The following is a 21,614-nucleotide window of genomic DNA, read 5'->3' as shown; positions in this document are numbered from 1 at the left end:
CCCGCCCGGCTTCGGCCCGCCGCCGATCGGCTCGTACGCCGCCCCGCAGCCGCCCACCGGGGCCCCGACCGCGCCGGTGCCGCCCACCCCGCCGACCGTCCGGCTCCGGCCGGAGCCGCCGTCCCACGACACCCCGCCGCCCGGCCCCGTGGTGAGCTCCGACCCGGCGCCCGCACCGGAAGCCGGACGCAGGGGCGGGGTGTCCTGGAAGGTGCTGCTCACCGTCGCGCTGGTGATGGCGGTCGGCGGCACCGCGGGCGGCGTGGTGCTGATGAAGAAGCTGGGCGACGACGGCAAGAAGGACGACAAGCCGGCCGCCGCGGCCACCGTGTCCCAGAGCCAGGAGCCGACGAAGCCGAGCTCCTCCCCCAGCGCGTCCCCCTCCGCCGTCGCCTCCGCCACCCCTTCCGCCGCCCCGGTGACGGCCGCGCCCTCGAAGTCCGGGCAGAGCACCGTCTCGGCCCCGGCCCGCCCGGCCGGCTACTCCGCGATGCTGGACAAGAAGTCGCTGGCGATCCCCAGCGCCGAGTACTCCTCCGACGCCTACCGGATCGACCTGGACTCCGGCACCGTGGTGCCCCGCTCCACCGACCTCAAGTGGGGCCTCGGGGTGATCAACGCCGGCGGCACCGGCGGCAACCGGGCCAACTCCTTCACCAGCTACGGCGACGACAAGTCGGACTTCGCGGTGATCACCGAGCCGGCCGTCACCGCCGAGGAGTGCGCCGCCGCGATCGACTCCCGGCCTGACACCGACCTCTCGTTCAACCGGGCCGCGCCGGGCCGCCTGCTGTGCGTCCGCGACCGGGTCACCCGCAACGTCGCCATCGCGGCGATCGAGCAGGCCGACCCGGTCTCCGGGGCCGCCAAGGTCACCGTCAGCACCTGGCGGGCGAGCTGACCGGACTATCCTGACCAGGTCAATCCCCACCGGACCGGAGCGAACCGTGTACTTCACCGACCGTGGCATCGAGGAGCTGGAGAACCGGCGCGGCGAGGAGGAGGTCACCTTCGGGTGGCTGGCCGAGCAGCTGCGCACGTTCGTCGACCTCAACCCGGACTTCGAGGTCCCGGTCGAGCGGCTGGCCACCTGGCTCGCGCGGCTCGACGACGAGGACGACGAGTGACCGGGTGACGCCCGCCGAGGGCCCGGGAGGCAACCGCCTCCCGGGCCCCGCGCATGTTCGGGCGCCGTTCCGAACGCCCCCCGTAGGGGAGACCTCGGGGACGGATCGGGGATGGATCGGGGTCGGGACGGGGGTGCACACGCTTGACTCTGCCAGCACGCGATATATCGTCTTTAAAAGAGAACGCGATACATCGCGATCGACGAGGGAGGCGGCAGAGATGAGCCAGTGGACGGTCGACGGCCCCGAGAGGATCACCTTCGACGAGACGGTGCGCGCGCTGCACGTGCGGACCATCGAGGGCACCGTGAACGTGGTGGCGGCCGAGGGCCCGGCCCGCCTGGAGATCACCGAGCTCGTCGGCGACCCGCTGCACGTGACCCTGGTGGACGGCGTCCTGACGGTCACTTACAAGGACATCAACAGCTGGGGCGAGTTCGGTGACTGGCTCAAGTCGGTCGGCTCGGTGAAGAGCTTCTTCGGCTCCCTCAAGCGCAAGCGGATCGCCGGCGTGACGGTGACCGTCCCGGCCGAGGTCGAGGTCAAGGTCGGCACCGTGTCGGCCCACGCCACCGTCAGCGGCGTCGACGGGCACGTCTCGGTGCAGAGCGCCAACGGCGACACCACCCTCGCCGGGGTGACCGGCCGGATCGACGCCAGCACCGTCACCGGCGACGTGGACGCCCAGGCCGTCGGCGGCCGGCTCAAGGTCAACACCGTCTCCGGGCAGCTCACCGTGATCGCCGGCACCGCCGACCGGGTCCAGGCCAACACCGTCACCGGCGCCGTCACCCTGGACCTCGACGTGGCCGGCGAGACCGAGGTCAAGGTCAACACGGTCAGCGGCGCGGTCGTGGTCCGCATCCCCTCGCTGGCCGACGCCACCGTCGAGGCCGGCTCCACCAGCGGCGACGTCTCCAGCACCTTCGAGGAACTCCAGATGAGCAGCACCTGGGGCGCCAAGAAGATCTCCGGCCGGCTCGGCGAGGGCCGCGGCAGCCTCCACGTCACCACCGTCTCCGGCGCGGTCACCGTGCTGCGCCGCCCCGAGTCCGAGGACGAGGGCCCGGTGGTGGTCAAGGAGCTGCCGGCCGGCCCCGGTACGCCGAACCTCACGAAGGAGGCCTGAGATGACTCCCGTGTTCGGCCACGGCCGGCTGCGGCTCTACCTGCTGAAGCTGCTGGACGAGGCGCCGCGGCACGGCTACGAGGTGATCCGGCTGCTGGAGGAGCGGTTCCAGGGCCTGTACGCCCCCTCCGCCGGGACGGTCTACCCGCGACTGGCCAAGCTCGAACAGGAGGGCCTGGTCAGCCACAGCACCGAGGGCGGCCGCAAGGTGTACCGGCTGACCGACGCCGGCCGCACCGAACTCGAAGCCAGACAGGGCGAGTTGGACGACCTGGAGCTGGAGATCCACGACTCCGTGGCACAGCTCGCCGGGGCGATCCGCGAGGACGTCAGGGACAGCGCCAAGGACCTGCGCGAGGAGCTGTGGAACGCCGCCAAGCAGGCGCCCCGGCCGGAGCGCACCGAAGGCGGCGACCCGTGGGCCGGGCCCTGGGGCGACAACGAGTCCTGGCAGCGCGCCAAGGAGGAGTTCGCCCAGTTCAAGCAGCAGGCCAAGGAACAGGCCAAGCGCGCGCGGGAGCAGGAGAAGGCCGCCAAGGCCAAGGCGAAGGCCGCCGAGGCGGAGGCCCGCCGGCTGCGCGAGCAGGCCAAGGCCTCGCGCAACGCCGCGCAGCAGGAGGCGCTGCGGATCAAGCGCCGGGTCGAGCAGCAGGTGCGCGAGCACGCCGCGAAGGGCGACTGGCCGACCGGGCTGGCCGAGGGCCTGTCCGAGCTGACCAAGAGCCTGGCCGGGCTGGCCGACGCGGCCCGCTGGGGCCAGGGCGCGGAGGGGCCGGCCGCACCGGCCGACGCCGCCGAGCAGGTCACCGTGACCAGGATCGACCTGGACGAGGACGGGCCCGGCACCCCGGCCGACCTTCCGGCGTGGGCCCGCACCGACCCGGCCGGGGACCCGGCCCGCGAGCTGGAGCGGCTGCTCGACCGCTTCCGCGACCAGGTCCGCGACACGGCCAGGGACGGCGGAGTGAGCGCGGACAAGCTGGCCGAGGCCCAGGCGGTGCTGGGCGCCGCGGGCGAGCGGCTGAAGCGGCTGCTCGGCTGAGCCGGCCGCGGGAACCGGACGGCGTCGGTGGCCCGGTGCTCCCCGACGGGGACACCGGGCCGCCGCGCGTCACGACGCCGGAGCCTCAGGGCCTCAGGGCCTCAGGGCCTCAGGACGATCTTCCCGAAGACGTCCCCCTCGGCGAGCCGGGCGAAGCCGTCCCTGGCCTCGGCCAGCGGCAGCACCGAGTCGATCACCGGCCGGACGCCGGTGTTGGCGCAGAACGAGAGCAGCCCGGCCAGCTCCTCCTTGGTGCCCATGGTCGAGCCGATCACCCTGAGCTCCAGGAAGAAGATCCGGTTCAGCTCGACCGCGCTCGGGTCGGGGCCCGAGGTGGCCCCGGAGATGACGATGGTGCCGCCCGGGCGCAGCGACTTCACCGAGTGCGACCAGGTCGCGGCGCCGACCGTCTCCAGGACCGCGTCCACCCGCTCCGGCAGCCGGGCGCCGCTCTCGAAGGCCGCGTCGGCGCCGAGTTCCACCGCCCTGGCGCGCTTGGCCTCGTTCCGTCCGGTGACCCAGACCCGCAGGCCGGCCGCCTTGCCGAGGACGATCAGCGCGGTCGCCACCCCGCCGCCCGCCCCCTGCACCAGGACGGTGTCACCGGGCTTGACCCCGGCGTTGGTGAACAGCATCCGGTAGGCCGTCAGCCAGGCGGTGGGCAGGCAGGCGGCCTGCTCGAAGCTCAGCCCGGCGGGCTTGGGCAGCAGGTTCCAGGTGGGCACCGCGACCCGCTGGGCGAAGGTGCCCTGGTAGCGCTCGGTCAGGATGGAGCGCGGCTCGTCCGGGCCGACCCCGTGGCCGCTCTGGCCGATCACCGAGTGCAGGACCACCTCGTTGCCGTGCTCGTCGACGCCGGCGGCGTCGCAGCCGAGGATCATCGGCAGCCTCTCGGCGGGCAGGCCGACCCCGCGCAACGACCACAGGTCGTGGTGGTTGAGGCTGGCGGCCCTGACCGTGACCACGCTCCAGCCCGGACGGGCCTGCGGCTCGGGGAGGTCGCCCAGCTCCAGCCCGCTCAGCGGGTCGGCGGCGTCGGTACGTGCGGCGTAGGCAGCGAACATGCCCCGGACGATAGCCCCGACGGCCGGGGCCGGGAACCACGCGGACGTGTGACGCGTGTCCCGGCCCCGGGCCGTCGGCCGGATGTGCGGCCGGATCGTCAGATCCGCGCCACGCCCTCCGCCCGGGCGGCTTCGGCGACGGCCTTGGTGACGGCCGGCGCGACCCGCTCGTCGAACGGCGAGGGGATGACCTTCTGCGGCGTCAGCTCGTCGGCCACGACGCCGGCCAGCGCCTTGGCGGCGGCCAGCTTCATGCCCTCGGTGATCCGGGAGGCGCGGACCTGGAGGGCGCCCGCGAAGATGCCGGGGAAGGCCAGCACGTTGTTGATCTGGTTCGGGAAGTCGCTGCGGCCGGTGGCGACCACCGCGGCGTACCTGTGCGCGACCTCGGGGTGGATCTCCGGGTTGGGGTTGGCCATCGCGAAGACGAACGCGCCCTCGGCCATGGTCGCGACGACCTCCTCCGGCACGGTGCCGCCGGAGACGCCGATGAACACGTCGGCGCCGGCCAGCGCGTCGGCCAGCGAGCCCTTGAGGCCGGAGCGGTTGGTCCGCCCGGCGATCTCGGCCTTGACGTCGGTGAGATCGCCGCGGCCCTCGTACACCACGCCCTTGCGGTCGCAGACGGCCACGTCGCCGATGCCGGCCGCGACCAGCATCTTGGCGATGGCGATGCCGGCCGCGCCGGCGCCGGAGATGACGGCCCGCAGCGAGCCGATCTCACGGCCGGTCACCTTGGCCGCGTTCCACAGGGCGGCGGTGGTGACGATCGCGGTGCCGTGCTGGTCGTCGTGGAAGACCGGGATGTCCAGGGCCTCCTGGAGCCGGCGCTCGATCTCGAAGCAGCGGGGAGCGGAGATGTCCTCCAGGTTGACGCCGCCGAACGAGGGCGCCAGCCGGACCACGGTCTCGACGATCTCGTCGACCCCGGTGCAGGCGAGCGCGATCGGCACCGCGTCCACGCCGCCGAACTGCTTGAACAGGATGGCCTTGCCCTCCATCACGGGCAGCGAGGCCTGCGGGCCGATGTCGCCGAGGCCCAGCACCGCGGTGCCGTCGGTGACCACCGCGACGGTGTTGGACTTCCAGGTGTAGTCGTTGACCAGCTCGGGCTGCTCGGCGATGGCCGTGCAGACCCGCGCGACACCGGGGGTGTAGGCGAGGGACAGGTCGTCCGCGTCGCGCACCGGGACGGTCGCCCGGATCTCCATCTTGCCGCCGCGGTGGAGCGCGAAGACCGCGTCGACCGGATCGTCGGTGTCCTGGGTGCTGCTGTGAATGATCTCCGCTGCCACGATGACCTCTTCGTCATTGATCGGCGAGGACGCACGGGCCGACGGACAGGACGACCCGTCCGGAAACCGGAAACCGGGTACGCCGAAGCGGGCCCGGGTGTTCAGGGTCGGGGCGCTGCCGTCGGGCGGCGCCCTCGGATGAGGGTTTTATGGGGTCTGGTGTTGCCCGCGTTTTGCTTCCGGGCCGAGCCTAGGTCGGACGGAGGCATCGCACCTATGCCTTTTCGTCCTCGTCACGCACGGTTCATCGCCGCGCCGTCGCGCTCAGGGGCCCGGAGTCGGAAACACCGGGCTCCGGCGGCGGCGGACGGCGTGAGCGCACGCGTACCCGCAGGAGTGAAACAGATCCGAAGGGAGTCGGAGCCCCGGATACGGAGCCGCGTTGAGGCTTCCGTTCCTGAGCACCCCGAGCCTGTCGGGGCTCGTCGGTCTGGTTCGAGCGTTCGGGGGTCACCCGGTGACGAATTCTGACACACCCGCCGGTGGGCCCGGCAGGCCGGGACCACCGGCGGCGGCATCCGGGCCGCGAGCGGCGGGCCTCCGGGAACGACACCGACCGGTACGCATACTTATGCGCAGAGTGACAGGGTCACGGAATAAGTCCGAATAGCGGACAGCGTGACCCCTCGTTATCCGATTTTGATCTGGATGAGGGCCACCTGACCGTCATCAGATGGCAGGATTCCCCCCATCTCGGATCGAGCCGGCCCCTGGTCGAGGCGGTTCGGTCAACGTCCACCTCGGCGGAGGGTGGCGGAAGCAGTACCTCGTAAGGCCCCGGGTGGCTCCCGCGCACCCGGGCAACTGCACGACCCGGCCTGCACGTACGACGACGTACGGCAACACGCACCCGTACCCGGACGTCCGGCTCGCTGTTCCGGTGCGCCGCTCCCGCGGCGCGCTCCGCCCGACCTCTCTCCCCCAGGATGGAGATCCCCCTTCATGACCGCCCGTACCCAGCGCAACCGGCTCTTCGCAGCCGGCGTGGTCGCCGCCTCCGTCTCCCTCGTGCTGACCGGTTGCAGCAGCAGCAAGACCGAGAGCGGCGGCGCCCCCAACGCCTCCGCCACCGTCAACGAGGTCAAGGCCGACCCCAAGCTCGCCGCGCTCGTCCCGGACGACGTCAAGGCGGCCGGCAAGCTCGTGGTGGGCGCCGACGCGTCGTACGCGCCGGACGAGTTCAAGGACGACAGCGGCAAGGTCATCGGCATGGACGTCGACCTGGCCAACGCCATCGCCGCCAAGCTCGGGCTGAAGGCCGAGGTGCAGGACTCCGGCTTCACCGCGATCATCCCCGGCATCCAGTCGAACAAGTTCCAGCTCGGCATGTCGTCCTTCACGGACAACAAGGAGCGCGAGCAGATCGTCGACATGGTCACCTACTTCAACTCCGGCAGCGCCGTCGCGGTGAAGAAGGGCAACCCGGAGAAGGTCGACCCGAAGGACCTCTGCGGCAAGAAGGTCGCCGTCCAGACCGGCACCACCCAGGCCGACGAGATCAAGGACACCCGCGACCCCGACTGCACCAAGGCCGGCAAGCCGGGCGTCCAGAACGGCGGCGACAAGTTCGACCTCCAGACGGACGTCACCAACGCCGTGGTCTCCGGGCGCGACCAGGCGCTGATGGCCGACTCCCAGGTCGTCGACTACGCGATCAAGCAGTCCGGCGGCCAGCTGGAGAAGGTCGGCGAGACCTACGGCACGGCCCCCTACGGCGTCGCCCTGTCCAAGGGCTCCAAGCTCACCCCGGCCATCCAGGGCGCCGTCCAGTCGCTGATCGACGACGGCACCTACAAGCAGATCCTCACCAAGTGGGGCGTCGAGGCCGGTGCCATCGAAAAGTCGGCCGTCAACGGCGCCGTCAGCTGACCCTCGTACGCTTCATCTTCTCCCCCGAGGCCACACCGTGAACTCTTTGGACAAGGGGACGGCGCAGAGGGGGCGGCCTGAGATCATCAAGGCCGTCCCGGTCCGCCACCCCGGACGCTGGGCGGGCGCCGTCGTCATCGCCGTGCTCGCGGCCATGCTGCTGAGCGCCGCCTTCACCAACCCCGCCTTCAAGTGGGACATCGTCGGTCAGTACCTGTTCCACGACAGCATCATGCACGGCCTGCTGGTGACGCTGGAACTGACCGTGCTCGCCATGCTCATGGGCGTGGTCGGCGGCATCATCCTCGCGGTGATGCGGCTGTCCCCGAACCCGCTGCTGGCCGGTGTCGCCTGGGTCTACATCTGGATCTTCCGCGGCACCCCGGTCCTGGTGCAGCTGGTGTTCTGGAACTTCCTCGGCCTGATCTGGGCCAAGCTGTCGATCGGCGTCCCGTGGGGGCCGGAGTTCTGGTCCGAGCAGACCAACGTGCTGATCCCGACGTTCGTCGCGGCACTGCTGGGCCTCGGCCTCAACGAGGCCGCCTACATGGCGGAGATCGTCCGCGGCGGCATCCAGTCGGTGGACGAGGGCCAGGCCGAGGCCTCGCACGCGCTCGGCATGAGCCGGTTCCAGACCATGCGCCGGATCGTCCTGCCGCAGGCCATGCGGGTGATCATCCCGCCGACCGGCAACGAGACCATCTCGATGCTCAAGACCACCTCGCTGGTCTCGGTGATCTCCCTGGAGGAGATCTTCCGGGCCGGCCAGGTCATCTACTCCAGGAACTACCAGAACATCCCGCTGCTGATCGTGGTCAGCCTCTGGTACCTGTTCTTCACCTCGGTGCTGACCATCGGTCAGTACTACATCGAGCGCCACTACGCCCGAGGCTCCAACCGCACCCTCCCGCCCACCCCGCTGCAACGGCTGCGGGGACTGTTCGCCGGGAAGCCCGCCCCGAAGACGAGTGCCGACGTCGTTCCCGGCCTCGAGGGAGGTGGTCACGTATGACCGACCTGACCAAGACCCCGGCCGGCGCCGCCGCGTCCGCCGAGCCCATGGTCCGCGCCGAGAACGTGCACAAGTCCTACGGCCTGGTCGAGGTGCTCAAGGGCATCGACCTGGAGGTCAGGAAGGGCGAGGTGTTCTGCCTGATCGGCCCGTCCGGCTCCGGCAAGTCGACCTTCCTGCGGTGCATCAACCACCTGGAGAAGATCAACGGCGGCCGGCTCTGGGTGGACGGCGAGCTGGTCGGCTACCGGCAGAAGGGCGACCGGCTGCACGAGCTCAAGGACCGCGAGGTCGCGCTCAAGCGGCGCGACATCGGCATGGTCTTCCAGCGCTTCAACCTGTTCCCGCACATGACCGCCGTCGAGAACGTCATGGAGGCGCCGGTCCAGGTCAAGGGCGAGAGCAGGGCCGACGCCCGCGAGCGCGGGATGGCCCTGCTGGAGCGGGTCGGCCTCGCCGACAAGGCGCGGAACTACCCCTCGCAGCTCTCCGGCGGCCAGCAGCAGCGCGTCGCGATCGCCCGCGCGCTGGCCATGAAGCCCAAGCTGATGCTCTTCGACGAGCCCACCTCGGCGCTCGACCCGGAGCTGGTCGGCGACGTCCTGGACGTCATGCGCGGCCTCGCCGAGGAGGGCATGACCATGGTGGTCGTCACCCACGAGATGGGTTTCGCCCGCGAGGTCGGCGACGCGCTGGTGTTCATGGACGGCGGCGTGGTGGTCGAGTCCGGCAACCCCCGCGAGGTGCTCACCGACCCGCAGCACGAGCGGACCAGGGCCTTCCTGTCCAAGGTGCTCTGAACCCGTGCCCCAGGCGCCCGGCAGGCCTCCCCTGCCGGGCGCCGACCGTTTTCCGCCCGGGCCGTAGGGTGGAGTCCCGCCCGGGTAATAGGCTGGAGGCAGTAAGCCCGTTACCGAATTCTGGAAGGACCCCTGTGGAGCTCGCCGCGTACGCCGATCTCGCCGTTCGGCTGGTGAACACCGAGGAGCCCGAGCGCGGCACCGACGCGCTGACCTCCGTGGAGGCGGTGCGCGGCCTGTTCTCCGACTCCTCGCGGGCCGCCGCGCTCGCCGACGAGTCCGACCTGCCCAGGCTCCGGGCCGTGCGGACCCGCCTGCGCGGGGTCTTCGAGGCCGCCGCCGAGGGGGACGAGATCCGCGGCGTCGACCTGCTGAACAGCCTGCTGATGGAGTACCCCGTCAGCCCGCTGATCTCCGGGCACGACTTCCTGGACGACGCCGGGCGGCCGCGCTGGCACCTGCACCTGGCCGACAACTCGCCCACCGCCACCGCGCACTTCAGCGCGGTGGCCTGCATGGGCCTGGCCGTCCACCTGACCGAGTTGGGCGCCGACCGGCTCGGCATCTGCCAGGCCGCGCCCTGCCGCAACGCCTATCTGGACACCTCGACCAACCGCTCCCGCCGCTACTGCTCGGACCGCTGCGCGACCCGCGCCAACGTGGCCGCCTACCGGGCCCGCAAGCGCCAGGAGGCCGCGGCCGCGGCCGGGGCCTAGAGTTCCTCGACCCACACGCCGAACCGGCGGGCCAGGCCCGGCAGCCGGGCCAGCCGGGGCGTGAGCAGCAGCCGCTCCAGCCGGCGGCCCGGCGCCAGCCAGACCGGGTCGGGACGCAGCCGCAGCAGCACCCGGCCGAGCACCAGCTCGTCCGGCACGGCGCCGTAGCTGCGGCTGTCGCTGTCCACCGGACGGTTGTCGGACAGCAGCCACCAGCCCTCGGCCCGGCGCCCTGCGGCCCGCTTCACCACCAGCAGGTCCTGCTGGAACGGGTGCCGGAAGAGCACCACCGCGCCCGGCCGGACCGGCGCGCCGTAGCGGACCAGCAGCCGGTCGCCCTCGCGCAGGGTCGGGACCATGGACGGCCCCGCCACGTCGACCAGCCCCAGCGGCAGCACGCCGCCCCGGCCCCGCCGCCCCGCTCCGGCGCCCTCCGGCCGCGTGCTCCGCGCCACGGCTCCTCCTCCCGCTCGGCCCGCACCAGTCTGCCGTACGGGCCGTCACCTGTTCGATGTCCGGATTGGCCCGTTTCCTGGTCCGTCTTTCGCCCTAGGCCCACCGCCCGATCGCGAAACCGGGAGGACGGAAGGGTAATCTCGGGCGCGGGAAGACGATCTAAGGAAGGACTCCCATGTTCTCTCGTCTGTTTGCACCGCGCGCCACCGCCCACGCCCACTGCGACCTGCCCTGCGGCGTGTACGACCCGGCGCAGGCCCGGATCGAGGCCGAGTCGGTCAAGGCCACCCAGGAGAAGTACCAGGCCAACGAGGACCCGCACTTCCGCGCCCGCGCCGTCATCATCAAGGAGCAGCGCGCCGAGGCCGTCAAGCACCATATCTCGGTGCTGTGGAGCGACTACTTCAAGGCCCCGCACTTCGAGAAGTACCCGCAGCTGCACCAGCTGGTCAACGACACCCTGAAGGCCGCCTCGGCCGCCAAGGCGTCCACCGACCCGGCCACCGGCCAGGCCCTGCTGGACCTGATCGCCGAGGTCGACAAGATCTTCTGGGAGACCAAGCAGGCCTGAGCCTGACGCGTCGCCACCCGACCGCCCCCGTCCGCACCGCCGGACGGGGGCGGTCGTGCGTCCACGTCCGGCCCTGCCCGGTAAGGGTTGCCTGCCCTGAGTGGCTGTTATGCTGCCAGGGCGTCCGAGGGGGAAGTCCGGTGTGAATCCGGCGCTGACCCGCAACGGTGAGCACGGCCCGTACCCGCCCGTACGGCCGCGCCAGCCCGATCGCCCCCGGCCGCTGACCTCCCGACAACTCGCCGCGGACTGCGAGGGGACCGGCGCCCCGGCACGCCCCCGGCCCGCGCCCGGCCCGGCGCACCCGCGGCCCGAGGCAAGGCGCACCCGTGAACCGCGCACCCGCAGACCGTGCAGCCGGCCCGCCCACCCGCCGGATACCCGTCGTCCCGCTCGCCGCCGGCCTCGCCGCCGCGCTGCTGCTCTCACTGGTCTGCGGAGTCGCCCTCGGCTCCTCCGGGCTCGGCCTGCCCCGGGTGCTGCGACTGCTGGGCGCCGGGCTGACGGGCGGCCGGCTGGAGGCGGACGAGGCGGCCGGGTACGCGATCGTCTGGGAGATCCGGCTGCCGCGCACCGTGCTGGCCGCCGTGGTCGGCGCCGGACTCGCCGCCTGCGGGGTCGCCGTCCAGGCCCTGGTGCGCAACGCGCTGGCCGACCCCTTCGTGCTCGGCATCTCCTCCGGCGCGGCCGTCGGCGCCAACGCCGTACTGCTGTTCGGCGCCTTCGCCTCGCTCGGGGTGTGGGCGATCTCCGCCTCCGCCTTCGGCTCCGCGCTGGCCGCCATGACGCTGGTGTACCTCGCCGCCCGCACCGCGTACGGGCTCACCCCGCTGCGCCTGGTGCTCACCGGCACCGCCCTGTCCTACGGCTTCTCCGCCGCCACCACCCTGATGGTCTTCGCCGCCGACCGCGGCGAGGCCGCCAGGGACGCCATGATGTGGCTGCTCGGCAGCCTCGGCGGCGCCACCTGGGGCAAGGTGCCGATCGCCGCCGTCACGGTGCTGGCCGGCCTCGCCTACCTGGCCTGCGCCGCCGGGCGGCTGGACGCCCTCGCGATGGGCGACGAGACCTCCGCCTCGCTCGGCGTGGACCCGGACCGGCTGCGCCGCGAGCTGTTCGTGGTGACCGCCGCCGTCACCGGCACCGTGGTCGCGGTCAGCGGGGCGATCGGCTTCGTCGGACTGCTGATGCCGCACCTGGCGCGGATGCTGGTCGGTGCCGGGCACCGCCGGGTGCTGGTGATCGCGCCGCTCGCCGGGGCACTGCTGCTGGTCTGGGTGGACATCGCCTCGCGCACCCTGCTGGCGCCCGCCGAACTGCCCGTCGGGGTGTTCACCGCGGTGCTCGGCGTACCCGCCTTCCTGATCATGATGCGCCGCCGCGGCCAGGCCTTCGGAGGCACCCGATGACCGACGTGACCACGCCGTCCGAAGCGGCCGGGACCACCGGCCCGGCCCTGGCCCAGGACCTCGCCGTCGACGCCGTCTCGGTGGAGCTGGCCGGCACCCGGCTGGTCCACGAGGTGAGCCTGGCGGCCGCCGCCGGGCAGGTGGTCGGCCTGGTCGGCCCGAACGGCAGCGGCAAGTCGACCCTGCTGCGCTGCGTCTACCGGGTGCTGAAGCCGGCCGGCGGCGTCGTCCGGCTGGCCGGCGACGACCTGCACGCGCTCACCGCGCGCGAGACGGCCCGCCGGGTGGCCGCGCTGACCCAGGAGCACTCCGCCGAGTTCGACTTCACGGTGGCCGAGGTGGTCGCCATGGGCCGGCTGCCGCACCGCCGGGGCTTCGGCGCCCCGTCCGACGGGGACGAGGAGCGCTGCGCCGGGGCACTGCGCAAGGTCCGCGCCGGGCACCTCGCCGAGCGGGGCTTCCTGAGCCTGTCCGGGGGCGAGAAGCAGCGGGTGCTGTTCGCCCGCGCGCTGGTCCAGGAGCCGCGCCTGCTGGTGCTGGACGAACCCACCAACCACCTCGACGTCGCCCACCAGCTGGAGGTGCTGGCGCTCGCCCGCGAGGCCGGCCCGACGGTGCTCACCGCGCTGCACGACCTCAACCTGGCGGCGGGCCACTGCGACCTGCTGTACGTGCTGCGGGACGGCCGGATCGTCGCCTCGGGCCCGCCCCACGAGGTGCTCGAACCTGCCCTGCTGGCCGAGGTGTTCGGCGTCCGGGGCACCCAGGTGCGGCATCCGGTGACCGGCGCCCTCCAGCTGCTGTTCGACCGCCTCGCCCCCTCCGACCACTCCGCCTGATCCGCCCCCTCCGAAGGAACCACCGTGCGTACCAAGGCCGTTGCCACCGCCGCCCTGCTCGTCCTCGGACTCACCGCCTGCGGCGCCGAGATCGCCCCGAAGGAGGCCGCCGCCGACTCCGCCCACTACCCGGTGACCGTGCGCAACTGCGGCGACGAACTCACCTTCGACCGGAAGCCCGCCCGGGTGGTGACGAACGACGTCAACATCACCGAACTGATGCTCTCGCTCGGCCTCGCCGACCGGATGGCCGGCTACGTGATGCCCGACGACAAGGGGCAGCTCGACAAGGTCGCCTGGAAGGACGGCTACCAGCAGACGAAGTGGCTCTCCAAGAAGGTGCTCAGCAAGGAGATCGCGCTGGACGCCAAGGCCGACCTGGTCTTCGCCGGCTGGCACTACGGCTTCGACGAGGGCAGCGGCGTGACCCCGCAGGCCTTCAAGGCGCTCGGCGTCGACTCGTACGTGCTCAGCGAGTCCTGCCGCAGCGGCAAGGGCACCGAGCGCGGCGTGATGGACCCGCTGGAGGCGCTCTACACCGACCTGGCCAACCTCGGCGAGATCTTCGACGTGAAGGACCGTGCCGACAAGCTGGTCGCCGGCTTCAAGGCGCAGATCGCCGCCGTCCCGCAGCCGGAGCGCCGCCCGTCCGTCTTCCTGTACGACAGCGGGCAGGACAAGCCGTACACCGCGGGCAAGTTCGCCGCCGCCAACGAGATCATCGCCAGGGCCGGCGGGACCAACATCATGGGCGACCTCGCCGACACCTGGGTCACGGCCGGCTGGGAGAGCGTGGTGGAGCGCGACCCCGAGGTGATCGTGATCAACGACTACGCGACGCCCGGCGCCGAGGAGAAGCGGAAGTTCCTCACGTCCTTCCCGCCGCTGGCGAACGTCTCCGCGGTGAAGAACGGCCGGATCTTCGTCATGGACTACGTCGACCTGGTGGAGAGCCCGCGCAACCCGGCCGCGATCAGCGCGCTGGCCGACTACCTGCGCACCGTACCGGCCCGCTGACCGCCCCCGGTCCCGCTCCTCCGGCCCCGGCGCCGGGCGTACGCTCGGAGGTACGAGCCGACGGAACCCGACCGGAGGAGCGAGATCATGGCCACCATGGCGGCCCCCACCGCCTTCGACACCCGCGCGCTGCGCGAGGGCATCGAGCGCCGCGACGCCGAGACCCTCCTGGCGCTCTACGCGGAGGACGCCGAACTGCGCATGGTCGATCGCAGGACCCAGCCCAGCCACCCCCTGGTGATGCACGGGCGGGAGGAGATCGGCGCCATGCTGGACGACATCTACGGCCGCGAGATGACCCACAAGCTGGAACAGGTGGTGGTCCAGGGCGACCACGCCGCCTTCCTGGAGTCCTGCCGGTATCCGGACGGGGTCCGGGTGCTGATGTCCTCGATGGCCGGCCTGCGGGACGGCCGGATCGTCGACCAGACCTCCCTCCAGGCCTGGGACGAGACGGGTCCCGAGCAGTAGGCTCACAGGCATGATCCGCACCGCCGTCGCCACCGACGTCCCCGTCATCCACGCCATGGTCCGCGAACTCGCGGACTACGAGAAGGCCCTGCACGAGGCGAAGGCCACCGAGGAGCAGCTGCACGAGGCCCTGTTCGGCGCCGACCCGGCGCTGTACGGTCTGATCGCCGAGGACGACGTCACCGGCGAGCCGGTCGGCTTCGCGGTCTGGTTCCGCAACTTCTCGACCTGGCGCGGCACCTACGGGATCTACCTGGAGGACCTCTACGTCCGCCCGGAGTCGCGCGGCGGCGGCCACGGCAAGGCACTGCTGCTGGAGCTCGCCCGGATCGCCGTCGAGCGCGGCTACTCGCGGGTGGAGTGGTCGGTCCTGGACTGGAACCAGCCCTCGATCGACTTCTACAAGTCGATCGGCGCGGTGCCGATGAACGAGTGGACCGTGTACCGGCTCACCGACGAGGCGCTGACCGCCGTCGGGCGGCCCTGAACGGCCTTCCGCAGTCCGGAGAAAGGGTCTGCCACCCTGCGTCGCAATGCCTTACCATGAGTAACTCCCGAACCGGGGTGCGGAAGGCAGAGCGATGGCGGATCCGCGACGCCGGACCCCCTTCGGGGGTAGCAAGCGGTAACAAGCGGGGTACCAAGAAAGCACAGCGCGTCACCCAGGAGGCAAGGGTGTCCAAGATCGACGGCGATCTCGGTGTTCAGGACTTCGTGGAGGTTCGGCTGCCCGCAGCCGGGGCCTACCTCTCCGTCCTGCGAACAGCGACGGCCGGGTTGGCCGCCCGGCTGGACTTCACCCTCGACGAGATCGAAGACCTGCGGATCGCGGTCGACGAGGCCTGCGCCATCCTGCTCCAGCAGGCGGTGCCCGGCTCCGTCCTGTCCTGCGAGTTCCGGCTGGTCGGCGACTCGTTGAAGGTGACCGTCGCCGCACCGACCACCGACGGCAAGGCCCCCGAGCGGGACACCTTCGCCTGGACCGTGCTCTCCGCGCTGGCCGGCGAGGTCGACTCCTCGGTCGCCGAGGACAAGACCGTGACGATCAGCCTGCACAAGAAGCGCGGCGGGTCACCCGCCCACTAGTCGGGCGCCGCACCGCACCGCACGACCGAGCAGCACCGAGCACCACCCGCGCAAGGGCCGTCCGCCGCTCCCCGCTCCGGGGACCGACGGACGGCTCCCGGTACCGCCACCCATGCGGTACGACCAACGAGACGATTCCGGGGCCACCGGCCCCGGTGCTCCCGGAACGGAACGGGGGAATGGCCGTGAGTGATCTGGACCGTACCGGCCTCGCGACGGCGGGACCTGCCGTACCGACCCAGGCGAGCGTTCCCGGCCTCGCCGCCAACGACGAAGCGCACCCGAAGGACGCCCACCGGATGAGCCACCCCACCGAGCCGACGTCCGAGCCGACGCCTGCCTCCACGCCCCCTCCGGACCCGGTGGACCAGACGGCCGCGACGGACGAAGCCGGCGAGGCGAGCGCGACGGACGAGGCGAACACGACGGACACGACGGACGCGCCGGCCTCGGCGAACGAGGCCGGCGAGGCGAACGCGGCGAACGAGACCGGGCCGCACGTCGCCGTGCCCACCCAGGTCTCGCACCGCTCGGGTGCCCCGGACCGGGAGGCCGCCCGCGCGCTGTTCGTCCGGCTGTCCGCACTGCCCGAGGGCTCCCCGGAGCGGGTCGAACTGCGCAACCAGCTGGTGCGGATGCACATCCCGCTGGTCGAGCACCTGGCCCGGCGCTTCCGCAACCGGGGCGAGCCGCTGGACGACCTGACCCAGGTCGCCACCATCGGCCTGATCAAGTCGGTGGACCGCTTCGACCACGAGCGCGGGGTCGAGTTCTCCACCTACGCGACGCCGACCATCGTCGGCGAGATCAAGCGGCACTTCCGCGACAAGGGCTGGGCGGTGCGCGTCCCGCGCCGGCTCCAGGAGCTGCGGCTGTCGCTCACCACGGCGACCAGCGAGCTCTCCCAGCGGCACGGCCGCTCCCCCACGGTGCACGAGCTGGCCGAGCACCTGGGGATCTCCGAGGAGGACGTCCTGGAGGGCCTGGAGTCCGCCAACGCGTACTCCACGCTGTCCCTGGACGTGCCGGACAGCGACGACGAGTCGCCGGCCGTCGCGGACACCCTGGGCGCCACCGACGAGGCGCTGGAGGGCGTCGAGTACCGCGAGTCGCTCAAGCCGCTGCTGGCCCAACTGCCGCCCCGGGAACAGAAGATCCTGGTGCTGCGGTTCTTCCGGAACATGACCCAGTCGCAGATCGCCGCCGAGGTGGGGATCTCCCAGATGCACGTGTCCCGGCTGCTCGCCAGGACCTTGGCCCAGCTGCGGGAGAAGCTGCTGGTGGAGGAGTAGGACTGACGGCCGCTCAGCTCGGGCTGGGCGGCCGCACGGTCGGCCCTGCGCGCCCCGTCGGCCCTGCGCGCCCTAGTCCTCGGACGGGGCGTACAGGGCCGCCGTCGACTTCGGGTTCAGCAGGCAGCCGATGCCCACCAGGCCGAGCACGCCGATCAGCGCGCCGACCGCGACCATCGCGCCGCCGTTCTCGACCATGTAGTAGGCGACCGGCAGGCAGATCGAGTTGGTCAGCACCGCCGGGCTGCGGCCCCAGCGGCGCTCCTTGAGCAGCGCGCGGGCGGCCAGCACCGGCAGCACGCCGAGCAGCACGATCACCGCTCCGCCGAACTCGTTCAGGGCCAGGTGCCTGGCTTCGCCGGACAGCGCGGCCACCATGTCCCAGACGCCGACGAGGGCCAGCGCGGCGCCCTCCAGGGCGGTGATGGCGGCTCCCAGGGTCAGGGAGGCCGGGCGGCCGGAGCCGGCCGCGGGTACGGGTGCGGAGGTTTCTGCGGTCACTCCAGCAGGGTAGCCGCCGGTCGGTGCGTACCGACCCGTAGGCTTTCCCCATGCGCGCTCTCCTGGTCGTGAACCACAAGGCCACCACCACCAGTGGCCGGACCAGGGACGTCCTGATCCACGCCCTGCGCAGCGACCTCAAGCTGGAGGTCGCCGAGACCAGGTACCGGGGCCACGCGCGCGACCTGGCCCGCGAGGCGGCGGAGGACGGCGCGGTCGACCTGGTGGTGGCGCTGGGCGGTGACGGCACCGTCAACGAGGTGGTGAACGGGCTGCTGGCGCACGGCCCGGGCGAGAAGGTCCCGCGACTGGCCGTGGTGCCGGGCGGTTCGACCAATGTGTTCGCCCGCGCGCTGGGACTGCCCAACGACCCGGTGGAGGCCACCGGCGCCCTGCTGGACGCGCTGGAACACGGCCGCGAGCGGCCGATCGGGCTGGGCAAGGCGATGACCGACGGCCTGCCGGACCGCTGGTTCACCTTCACCGCGGGGCTGGGCTTCGACGCCGGGGTGGTCGGCCGGGTCGAGGACCAGCGCAGAGCCGGGCGCAAGTCCACCCACGCCCTGTACGTCGGCCAGGCGCTCCGGCACTACTTCACCCAGCGTGACCAGCGCCGCTCCGGCCCGGTCTCCCTGGAACTGCCGGGCCGCGCGCCGGTTCCCGGCCTGGTCCTGTCGATAGTCAGCAACACCTCTCCCTGGACGTTCCTCGGCAACCGTCCGGTCTACCCTTCACCACTCGCCTCCTTCGACACGGACCTGGACGTCTTCGGCATCACCCGGATGACGGCGTTCGGCACTGCTCGAACGGTCCGTCAGATCCTGCGGTCGTACACGTCTTCGAGCGACGGCGCCCCTCCGGCCGGCCCCTCGGGGAAGCACGTCGTCTCCTATCACGACGTCAGACACTTCACCTTGGTTTCAGAGGAACCCAGCCCCTTCCAGGTCGACGGCGACCACCTTGGAGACAGGAGTCGCGTCAGTTTCACAGGCGTACGGCGGGCACTGCGTGTGATTGTGTGACTGGAAGGGGGGTTCCTCCTTCTTCTCGAACGCACAAGCCCCCTTCACTCCATAGAAGTACTGGCTGTGAGCTAGGCGACACCGAAGAATCCAAAATTCCTCCCCGAAGGGGGTTGTATCCGAGCCCGAGGTTTGCGAACCTCTACATGGCGATCGGGACACATCGCAGCGACGGCAACTCCGGAAGTACAGGAGCGCCGACCGCGGGGTGTCCCTCGAATCGCCGAATCCCCCCCAGCACAGACCACCCGGGCCCGGTAGGCCTTTGGTCTCTTTTGCTGTTGCGGGATTCGTGAAAGCGTTCACATTCACAAGCCATTCGATTATGCCGATCGGGCCACCCCCCGCGGCAGGAGGAGTTGGACGACCATGGACTGGCGCCACCGCGCTGTCTGCCGCGAAGAGGACCCGGAGCTGTTCTTCCCGATCGGGAACACCGGTCCTGCTCTGCTGCAGATCGAGGAAGCCAAGGCCGTGTGCCGCCGTTGCCCGGTGATGGAGCAGTGCCTCCAGTGGGCTCTCGAAACCGGTCAGGACGCCGGCGTCTGGGGCGGCATGAGCGAGGACGAGCGTCGCGCGATGAAGCGCCGCGCCGCCCGCAACCGCGCCCGCACCGCCTGATCAGCACCGTCTGATCACACGCCGTAGCACCGACGGCCACCGCAGTACCGATCGACACATGATCAAAGGCTTCCCTGCACCTCCTGGTGAAGCCTTCCGAACAAAGGACCCGGCCCAGTCGGGTTCCGCGACACCGGACCCGCCCGGCCACTTGATACTGTTCACTTAGAGCAATATTGTGGAGCTGTGGCGCTCACCGTGTGCAATGCACCGGCGAGGTGTCGCACCACCCAGAGCCCCCGTTCCGGCCGACTCCCCCCGACGGCCGGAACGGGTTGAGAGGCCCTGTCGACCCACCCCCCCCCCGGTCGACAGGGCCTCGTTTCTGTTTCCGCACTCCGGCGCGCGGGGCGTTCACCCGGCGCTCTCGCCGAGTGCGCGCCCCCGCCGCGCTCCTTCGCGCCACGGATTCCCGGCAGGCCCGGGTCCCCTCGGACCGGAGCCTCAGCGGACCGTATCCTCAGTGAAGCGGATCCTCAGCGGACCGGGATCTCCAGGATCACCTTGGTCCCGCCGTTCGGGCCGGCCACCATGTCGAAGGTGCCGCCCAGTTCGCCGGTGGCCAGCGTCCGGACGATCTGGAGACCGAGGTTGCCGGCCGTCTTCGGGTCGAACCCCTCCGGCATCCCGCGACCGTCGTCCTGCACCGTGATCAACAGGTACTCCTCCGGCCTGGCACCGCCGTTCCAGCTGTCCGACCAGCCCATCCCGGTCGCGGGGGCCCGTCCGCGCAGCGCGCTGATCTCCAGGTTCCCGGAGGCGGTCGGACCGAACGCGTGTTCCAGGGCGTTCTGGAGCAGTTCGGTCAGCACCATCGACAGCGGGGTGGCCACCTCGGCGGACAGGATGCCGAAGCTGCCGCTGCGGCGGGTCGCCACCCGCCCGTCCTGGGACAGTTCCATCGCCATCGACAGCACCCGGTCGGCGATCTCGTCGAAGGCCACCTTCTCGTCCAGCGCCTGGGAGAGCGTCTCGTGCACGATGGCGATCGAGCCGACCCGGCGCACCGCCTCGTCCAGCGCGGCCCGGCCGGACTCCGAATCCATCCGGCGGGACTGGAGCCGCAGCAGGGCCGCGACGGTCTGGAGGTTGTTCTTCACCCGGTGGTGGATCTCCCGGATGGTGGCGTCCTTGGTCATCAGCTCGCGGTCGCGGCGACGCAGCTCGGTGACGTCCCTGCAGAGCACCAGGGAGCCGGTCAGGATGCCCTTGGGCTTGAGCGGGATCGCCCGCAGGGTCACCACTCCCCCCTGCGCCTCCACCTCGGTCTGCCGCGGCGCCCAGCCGCTGGCCAGCTTCACCAGCGCCTCGTGGACGGCCGAGCGGGACGGCGGGGCGAGGTCGGCGGTGGCCCGGCCGAGGTGACTGCCGACCAGGTCGGTGGTGAGGCCGAGCCGGTGGTAGGCGGAGAGGGCGTTGGGGCTGGCGTAGGTGACCACGCCGTCCGCGTCCAGCCGGATCAGGCCGTCGCCGACCCGGGGCGCGGCGTCCATGTCGGCCTGCTCGACGCCGGGGTAGGGGAAGGAGCCGGCCGCGATCATCTGGGCCAGGTCGGAGGCGCTCTGGAGGTAGGTGAGCTCCAGCCGGCTCGGGGTGCGGACGGTCAGCAGGTTGGTGTTGCGTGCGATCACCCCGAGGACCTTGCCCTCGCGCCGGACCGGGATCGACTCGACCCGGACCGGGACCTCCTCGCGCCACTCCGGGTCGCCCTCGCGCACGATCCTGCCCTCGTCGAAGGCGGCGTCCAGCAGCGGACGGCGGCCGCGCGGGACGAGGTGGCCGACCATGTCGTCCTGGTAGGAGGTGGGCCCGGTGTTGGGCCGCATCTGCGCCACCGAGACGTAGCGGATGCCGTCCCAGGTGGGGATCCACAGCACCAGGTCGGCGAAGGAGAGGTCGGAGAGCAGCTGCCACTCCGCGACCAGGTGGTGGAGCCATTCCACATCGGTCCCGGTGAGGGTGGTGTGGCGGCGGACGAGTTCGTTCAGCGAGGGCACATGGCGAGGGTAGCGCCGCCGGTCCCGGCGGGGCGCGGCGGACCGGTGGGCGGGCTTCCGCCGGGGTCCGGCCGGCAGCCCGGCGAGGGGTTCGGCGGGGGCTCCGCGGGGCCGGCCGCCCCCCTGAAGTTGTTTAGACCAATTTGCCGAGAGGCCTGGACAACCGAGATTGGTCTAGTCCACAATGAAAGGGCACCAAGGAGAGGCCCCCGCGCAACTGCCCTGACCGCGCGCGGCCCCTCCTCGGTCGGACGCCGCCGAGCGAGGACCCCGCACAG

At 71.7% G+C, this 21,614-nt stretch carries 22 protein-coding genes, 1 pseudogene and 1 riboswitch; of the genes and pseudogenes, 18 read left to right on the top strand and 5 right to left on the bottom strand.

Translation table 11 applies throughout. The features are described 5' to 3' along the window. The 4 genes and pseudogenes from BU198_RS30700 to BU198_RS30685 all read left to right on the top strand — a co-directional run. Positions 1–901: pseudogene (locus BU198_RS30700) on the top strand (hypothetical protein); the annotation flags it as partial. Between the two features lie 46 nt (positions 902–947). After that, positions 948–1,127, top strand: coding sequence for a DUF6104 family protein (locus BU198_RS30695; RefSeq protein ID WP_188300118.1), 180 nt, complete (start codon positions 948–950; stop codon positions 1,125–1,127). 220 nt (positions 1,128–1,347) lie between these two features. After that, a complete protein-coding gene (locus tag BU198_RS30690) occupies positions 1,348–2,256 on the top strand; it encodes a DUF4097 family beta strand repeat-containing protein (protein ID WP_188300117.1) in 909 nt (302 codons plus the stop codon). A 1-nt stretch (position 2,257) separates the two neighbouring features. Further along, on the top strand, positions 2,258–3,298 hold the full coding sequence (locus BU198_RS30685) for a PadR family transcriptional regulator (RefSeq protein WP_188300116.1): 1,041 nt from the start codon (positions 2,258–2,260) through the stop codon (positions 3,296–3,298). A gap of 101 nt (positions 3,299–3,399) precedes the next feature. On the opposite strand, the gene BU198_RS30680 is transcribed toward BU198_RS30685, so the two are convergent. Beyond that, on the bottom strand, positions 3,400–4,362 hold the full coding sequence (locus BU198_RS30680) for a zinc-binding dehydrogenase (RefSeq protein WP_188300115.1): 963 nt from the start codon (positions 4,360–4,362) through the stop codon (positions 3,400–3,402). A gap of 98 nt (positions 4,363–4,460) precedes the next feature. Further along, positions 4,461–5,657, bottom strand: coding sequence for an NADP-dependent malic enzyme (locus BU198_RS30675; protein WP_188300114.1), 1,197 nt, complete (start codon positions 5,655–5,657; stop codon positions 4,461–4,463). Between the two features lie 942 nt (positions 5,658–6,599). On the opposite strand from BU198_RS30675, the gene BU198_RS30670 reads away from it, so the two are divergent. The 4 genes from BU198_RS30670 to BU198_RS30655 all read left to right on the top strand — a co-directional run bounded on the left by BU198_RS30670 (position 6,600) and on the right by BU198_RS30655 (position 10,054). Further along, positions 6,600–7,526 (top strand): ABC transporter substrate-binding protein, encoded by a 927-nt coding sequence (locus BU198_RS30670; RefSeq protein ID WP_188300113.1) that lies wholly within the window; start codon positions 6,600–6,602, stop codon positions 7,524–7,526. A gap of 37 nt (positions 7,527–7,563) precedes the next feature. Then, positions 7,564–8,538, top strand: a complete 975-nt coding sequence (locus BU198_RS30665) for an amino acid ABC transporter permease (protein ID WP_317620390.1) — start codon at positions 7,564–7,566, stop codon at positions 8,536–8,538. Beyond that, positions 8,535–9,338, top strand: a complete 804-nt coding sequence (locus BU198_RS30660) for an amino acid ABC transporter ATP-binding protein (protein ID WP_317620389.1) — start codon at positions 8,535–8,537, stop codon at positions 9,336–9,338. The genes BU198_RS30665 and BU198_RS30660 overlap by 4 nt, the downstream gene beginning before the upstream one ends. 134 nt (positions 9,339–9,472) lie before the next feature. After that, the gene (locus BU198_RS30655) at positions 9,473–10,054 is read left to right on the top strand and encodes a CGNR zinc finger domain-containing protein (RefSeq protein WP_188300112.1); all 582 of its coding nucleotides are present in this window, start codon (positions 9,473–9,475) and stop codon (positions 10,052–10,054) included. On the opposite strand, the gene sodX is transcribed toward BU198_RS30655, so the two are convergent. Beyond that, positions 10,051–10,509 (bottom strand): nickel-type superoxide dismutase maturation protease, encoded by a 459-nt coding sequence (gene sodX, locus BU198_RS30650; protein ID WP_317620388.1) that lies wholly within the window; start codon positions 10,507–10,509, stop codon positions 10,051–10,053. The genes BU198_RS30655 and sodX overlap by 4 nt on opposite strands. A 176-nt stretch (positions 10,510–10,685) precedes the next feature. Here sodX and sodN point away from each other — a divergent pair, with 176 nt between their 5' ends. The 8 genes from sodN (at position 10,686) to BU198_RS30610 (ending at position 17,195) form a co-directional block, all read left to right on the top strand. Then, positions 10,686–11,081, top strand: coding sequence for a superoxide dismutase, Ni (gene sodN, locus BU198_RS30645; RefSeq protein ID WP_188300111.1), 396 nt, complete (start codon positions 10,686–10,688; stop codon positions 11,079–11,081). Between the two features lie 81 nt (positions 11,082–11,162). Beyond that, a riboswitch (cobalamin riboswitch) is annotated at positions 11,163–11,288 on the top strand. 122 nt (positions 11,289–11,410) lie between these two features. Continuing rightward, positions 11,411–12,490 (top strand): FecCD family ABC transporter permease, encoded by a 1,080-nt coding sequence (locus tag BU198_RS30640; RefSeq protein WP_188300110.1) that lies wholly within the window; start codon positions 11,411–11,413, stop codon positions 12,488–12,490. Continuing rightward, positions 12,487–13,329, top strand: coding sequence for an ABC transporter ATP-binding protein (locus BU198_RS30635; RefSeq protein ID WP_188300109.1), 843 nt, complete (start codon positions 12,487–12,489; stop codon positions 13,327–13,329). The genes BU198_RS30640 and BU198_RS30635 overlap by 4 nt, the downstream gene beginning before the upstream one ends. A 24-nt stretch (positions 13,330–13,353) precedes the next feature. Beyond that, positions 13,354–14,346, top strand: a complete 993-nt coding sequence (locus BU198_RS30630; RefSeq protein ID WP_188300108.1) for an ABC transporter substrate-binding protein — start codon at positions 13,354–13,356, stop codon at positions 14,344–14,346. Between the two features lie 87 nt (positions 14,347–14,433). Continuing rightward, positions 14,434–14,817 carry a nuclear transport factor 2 family protein gene (locus BU198_RS30625; RefSeq protein WP_188300107.1) on the top strand — a complete coding sequence of 128 codons (384 nt, stop codon included), beginning with the start codon at positions 14,434–14,436 and terminating at the stop codon, positions 14,815–14,817. Positions 14,818–14,827: 10 nt separating this feature from the next. Beyond that, positions 14,828–15,304, top strand: coding sequence for a GNAT family N-acetyltransferase (locus BU198_RS30620; RefSeq protein WP_188300106.1), 477 nt, complete (start codon positions 14,828–14,830; stop codon positions 15,302–15,304). 188 nt (positions 15,305–15,492) lie between these two features. After that, positions 15,493–15,903, top strand: coding sequence for an anti-sigma regulatory factor (locus tag BU198_RS30615; RefSeq protein WP_188300105.1), 411 nt, complete (start codon positions 15,493–15,495; stop codon positions 15,901–15,903). 185 nt (positions 15,904–16,088) lie between these two features. Then, positions 16,089–17,195 (top strand): SigB/SigF/SigG family RNA polymerase sigma factor, encoded by a 1,107-nt coding sequence (locus tag BU198_RS30610; RefSeq protein ID WP_317620387.1) that lies wholly within the window; start codon positions 16,089–16,091, stop codon positions 17,193–17,195. A 72-nt stretch (positions 17,196–17,267) separates the two neighbouring features. On the opposite strand, the gene BU198_RS30605 is transcribed toward BU198_RS30610, so the two are convergent. Further along, positions 17,268–17,696, bottom strand: coding sequence for a hypothetical protein (locus BU198_RS30605; protein ID WP_188300103.1), 429 nt, complete (start codon positions 17,694–17,696; stop codon positions 17,268–17,270). Positions 17,697–17,746: 50 nt separating this feature from the next. Between BU198_RS30605 and BU198_RS30600 the strand changes: the two genes are divergently transcribed. Together BU198_RS30600 and BU198_RS30595 are read left to right on the top strand one after the other, a co-directional pair. Beyond that, complete coding sequence (locus BU198_RS30600; protein WP_188300102.1) at positions 17,747–18,718, top strand: diacylglycerol/lipid kinase family protein; 972 nt, start codon at positions 17,747–17,749, stop codon at positions 18,716–18,718. Between the two features lie 369 nt (positions 18,719–19,087). Then, on the top strand, positions 19,088–19,339 hold the full coding sequence (locus BU198_RS30595; protein ID WP_014138019.1) for a WhiB family transcriptional regulator: 252 nt from the start codon (positions 19,088–19,090) through the stop codon (positions 19,337–19,339). A 476-nt stretch (positions 19,340–19,815) separates the two neighbouring features. Here the strand turns inward: BU198_RS30595 and BU198_RS30590 are convergent, their stop codons facing one another. Beyond that, complete coding sequence (locus tag BU198_RS30590) at positions 19,816–21,336, bottom strand: sensor histidine kinase (protein ID WP_188300101.1); 1,521 nt, start codon at positions 21,334–21,336, stop codon at positions 19,816–19,818. Between the last annotated feature and the right edge of the window lie 278 nt (positions 21,337–21,614).

The organism is Streptomyces sp. CBMA156 (assembly GCF_014596515.1).
Lineage (GTDB): Bacteria > Actinomycetota > Actinomycetes > Streptomycetales > Streptomycetaceae > Kitasatospora.
The sequence above is the reverse complement of the archived record's forward strand: the minus strand, read 5'-3'. Positions and strand labels throughout refer to the sequence as shown.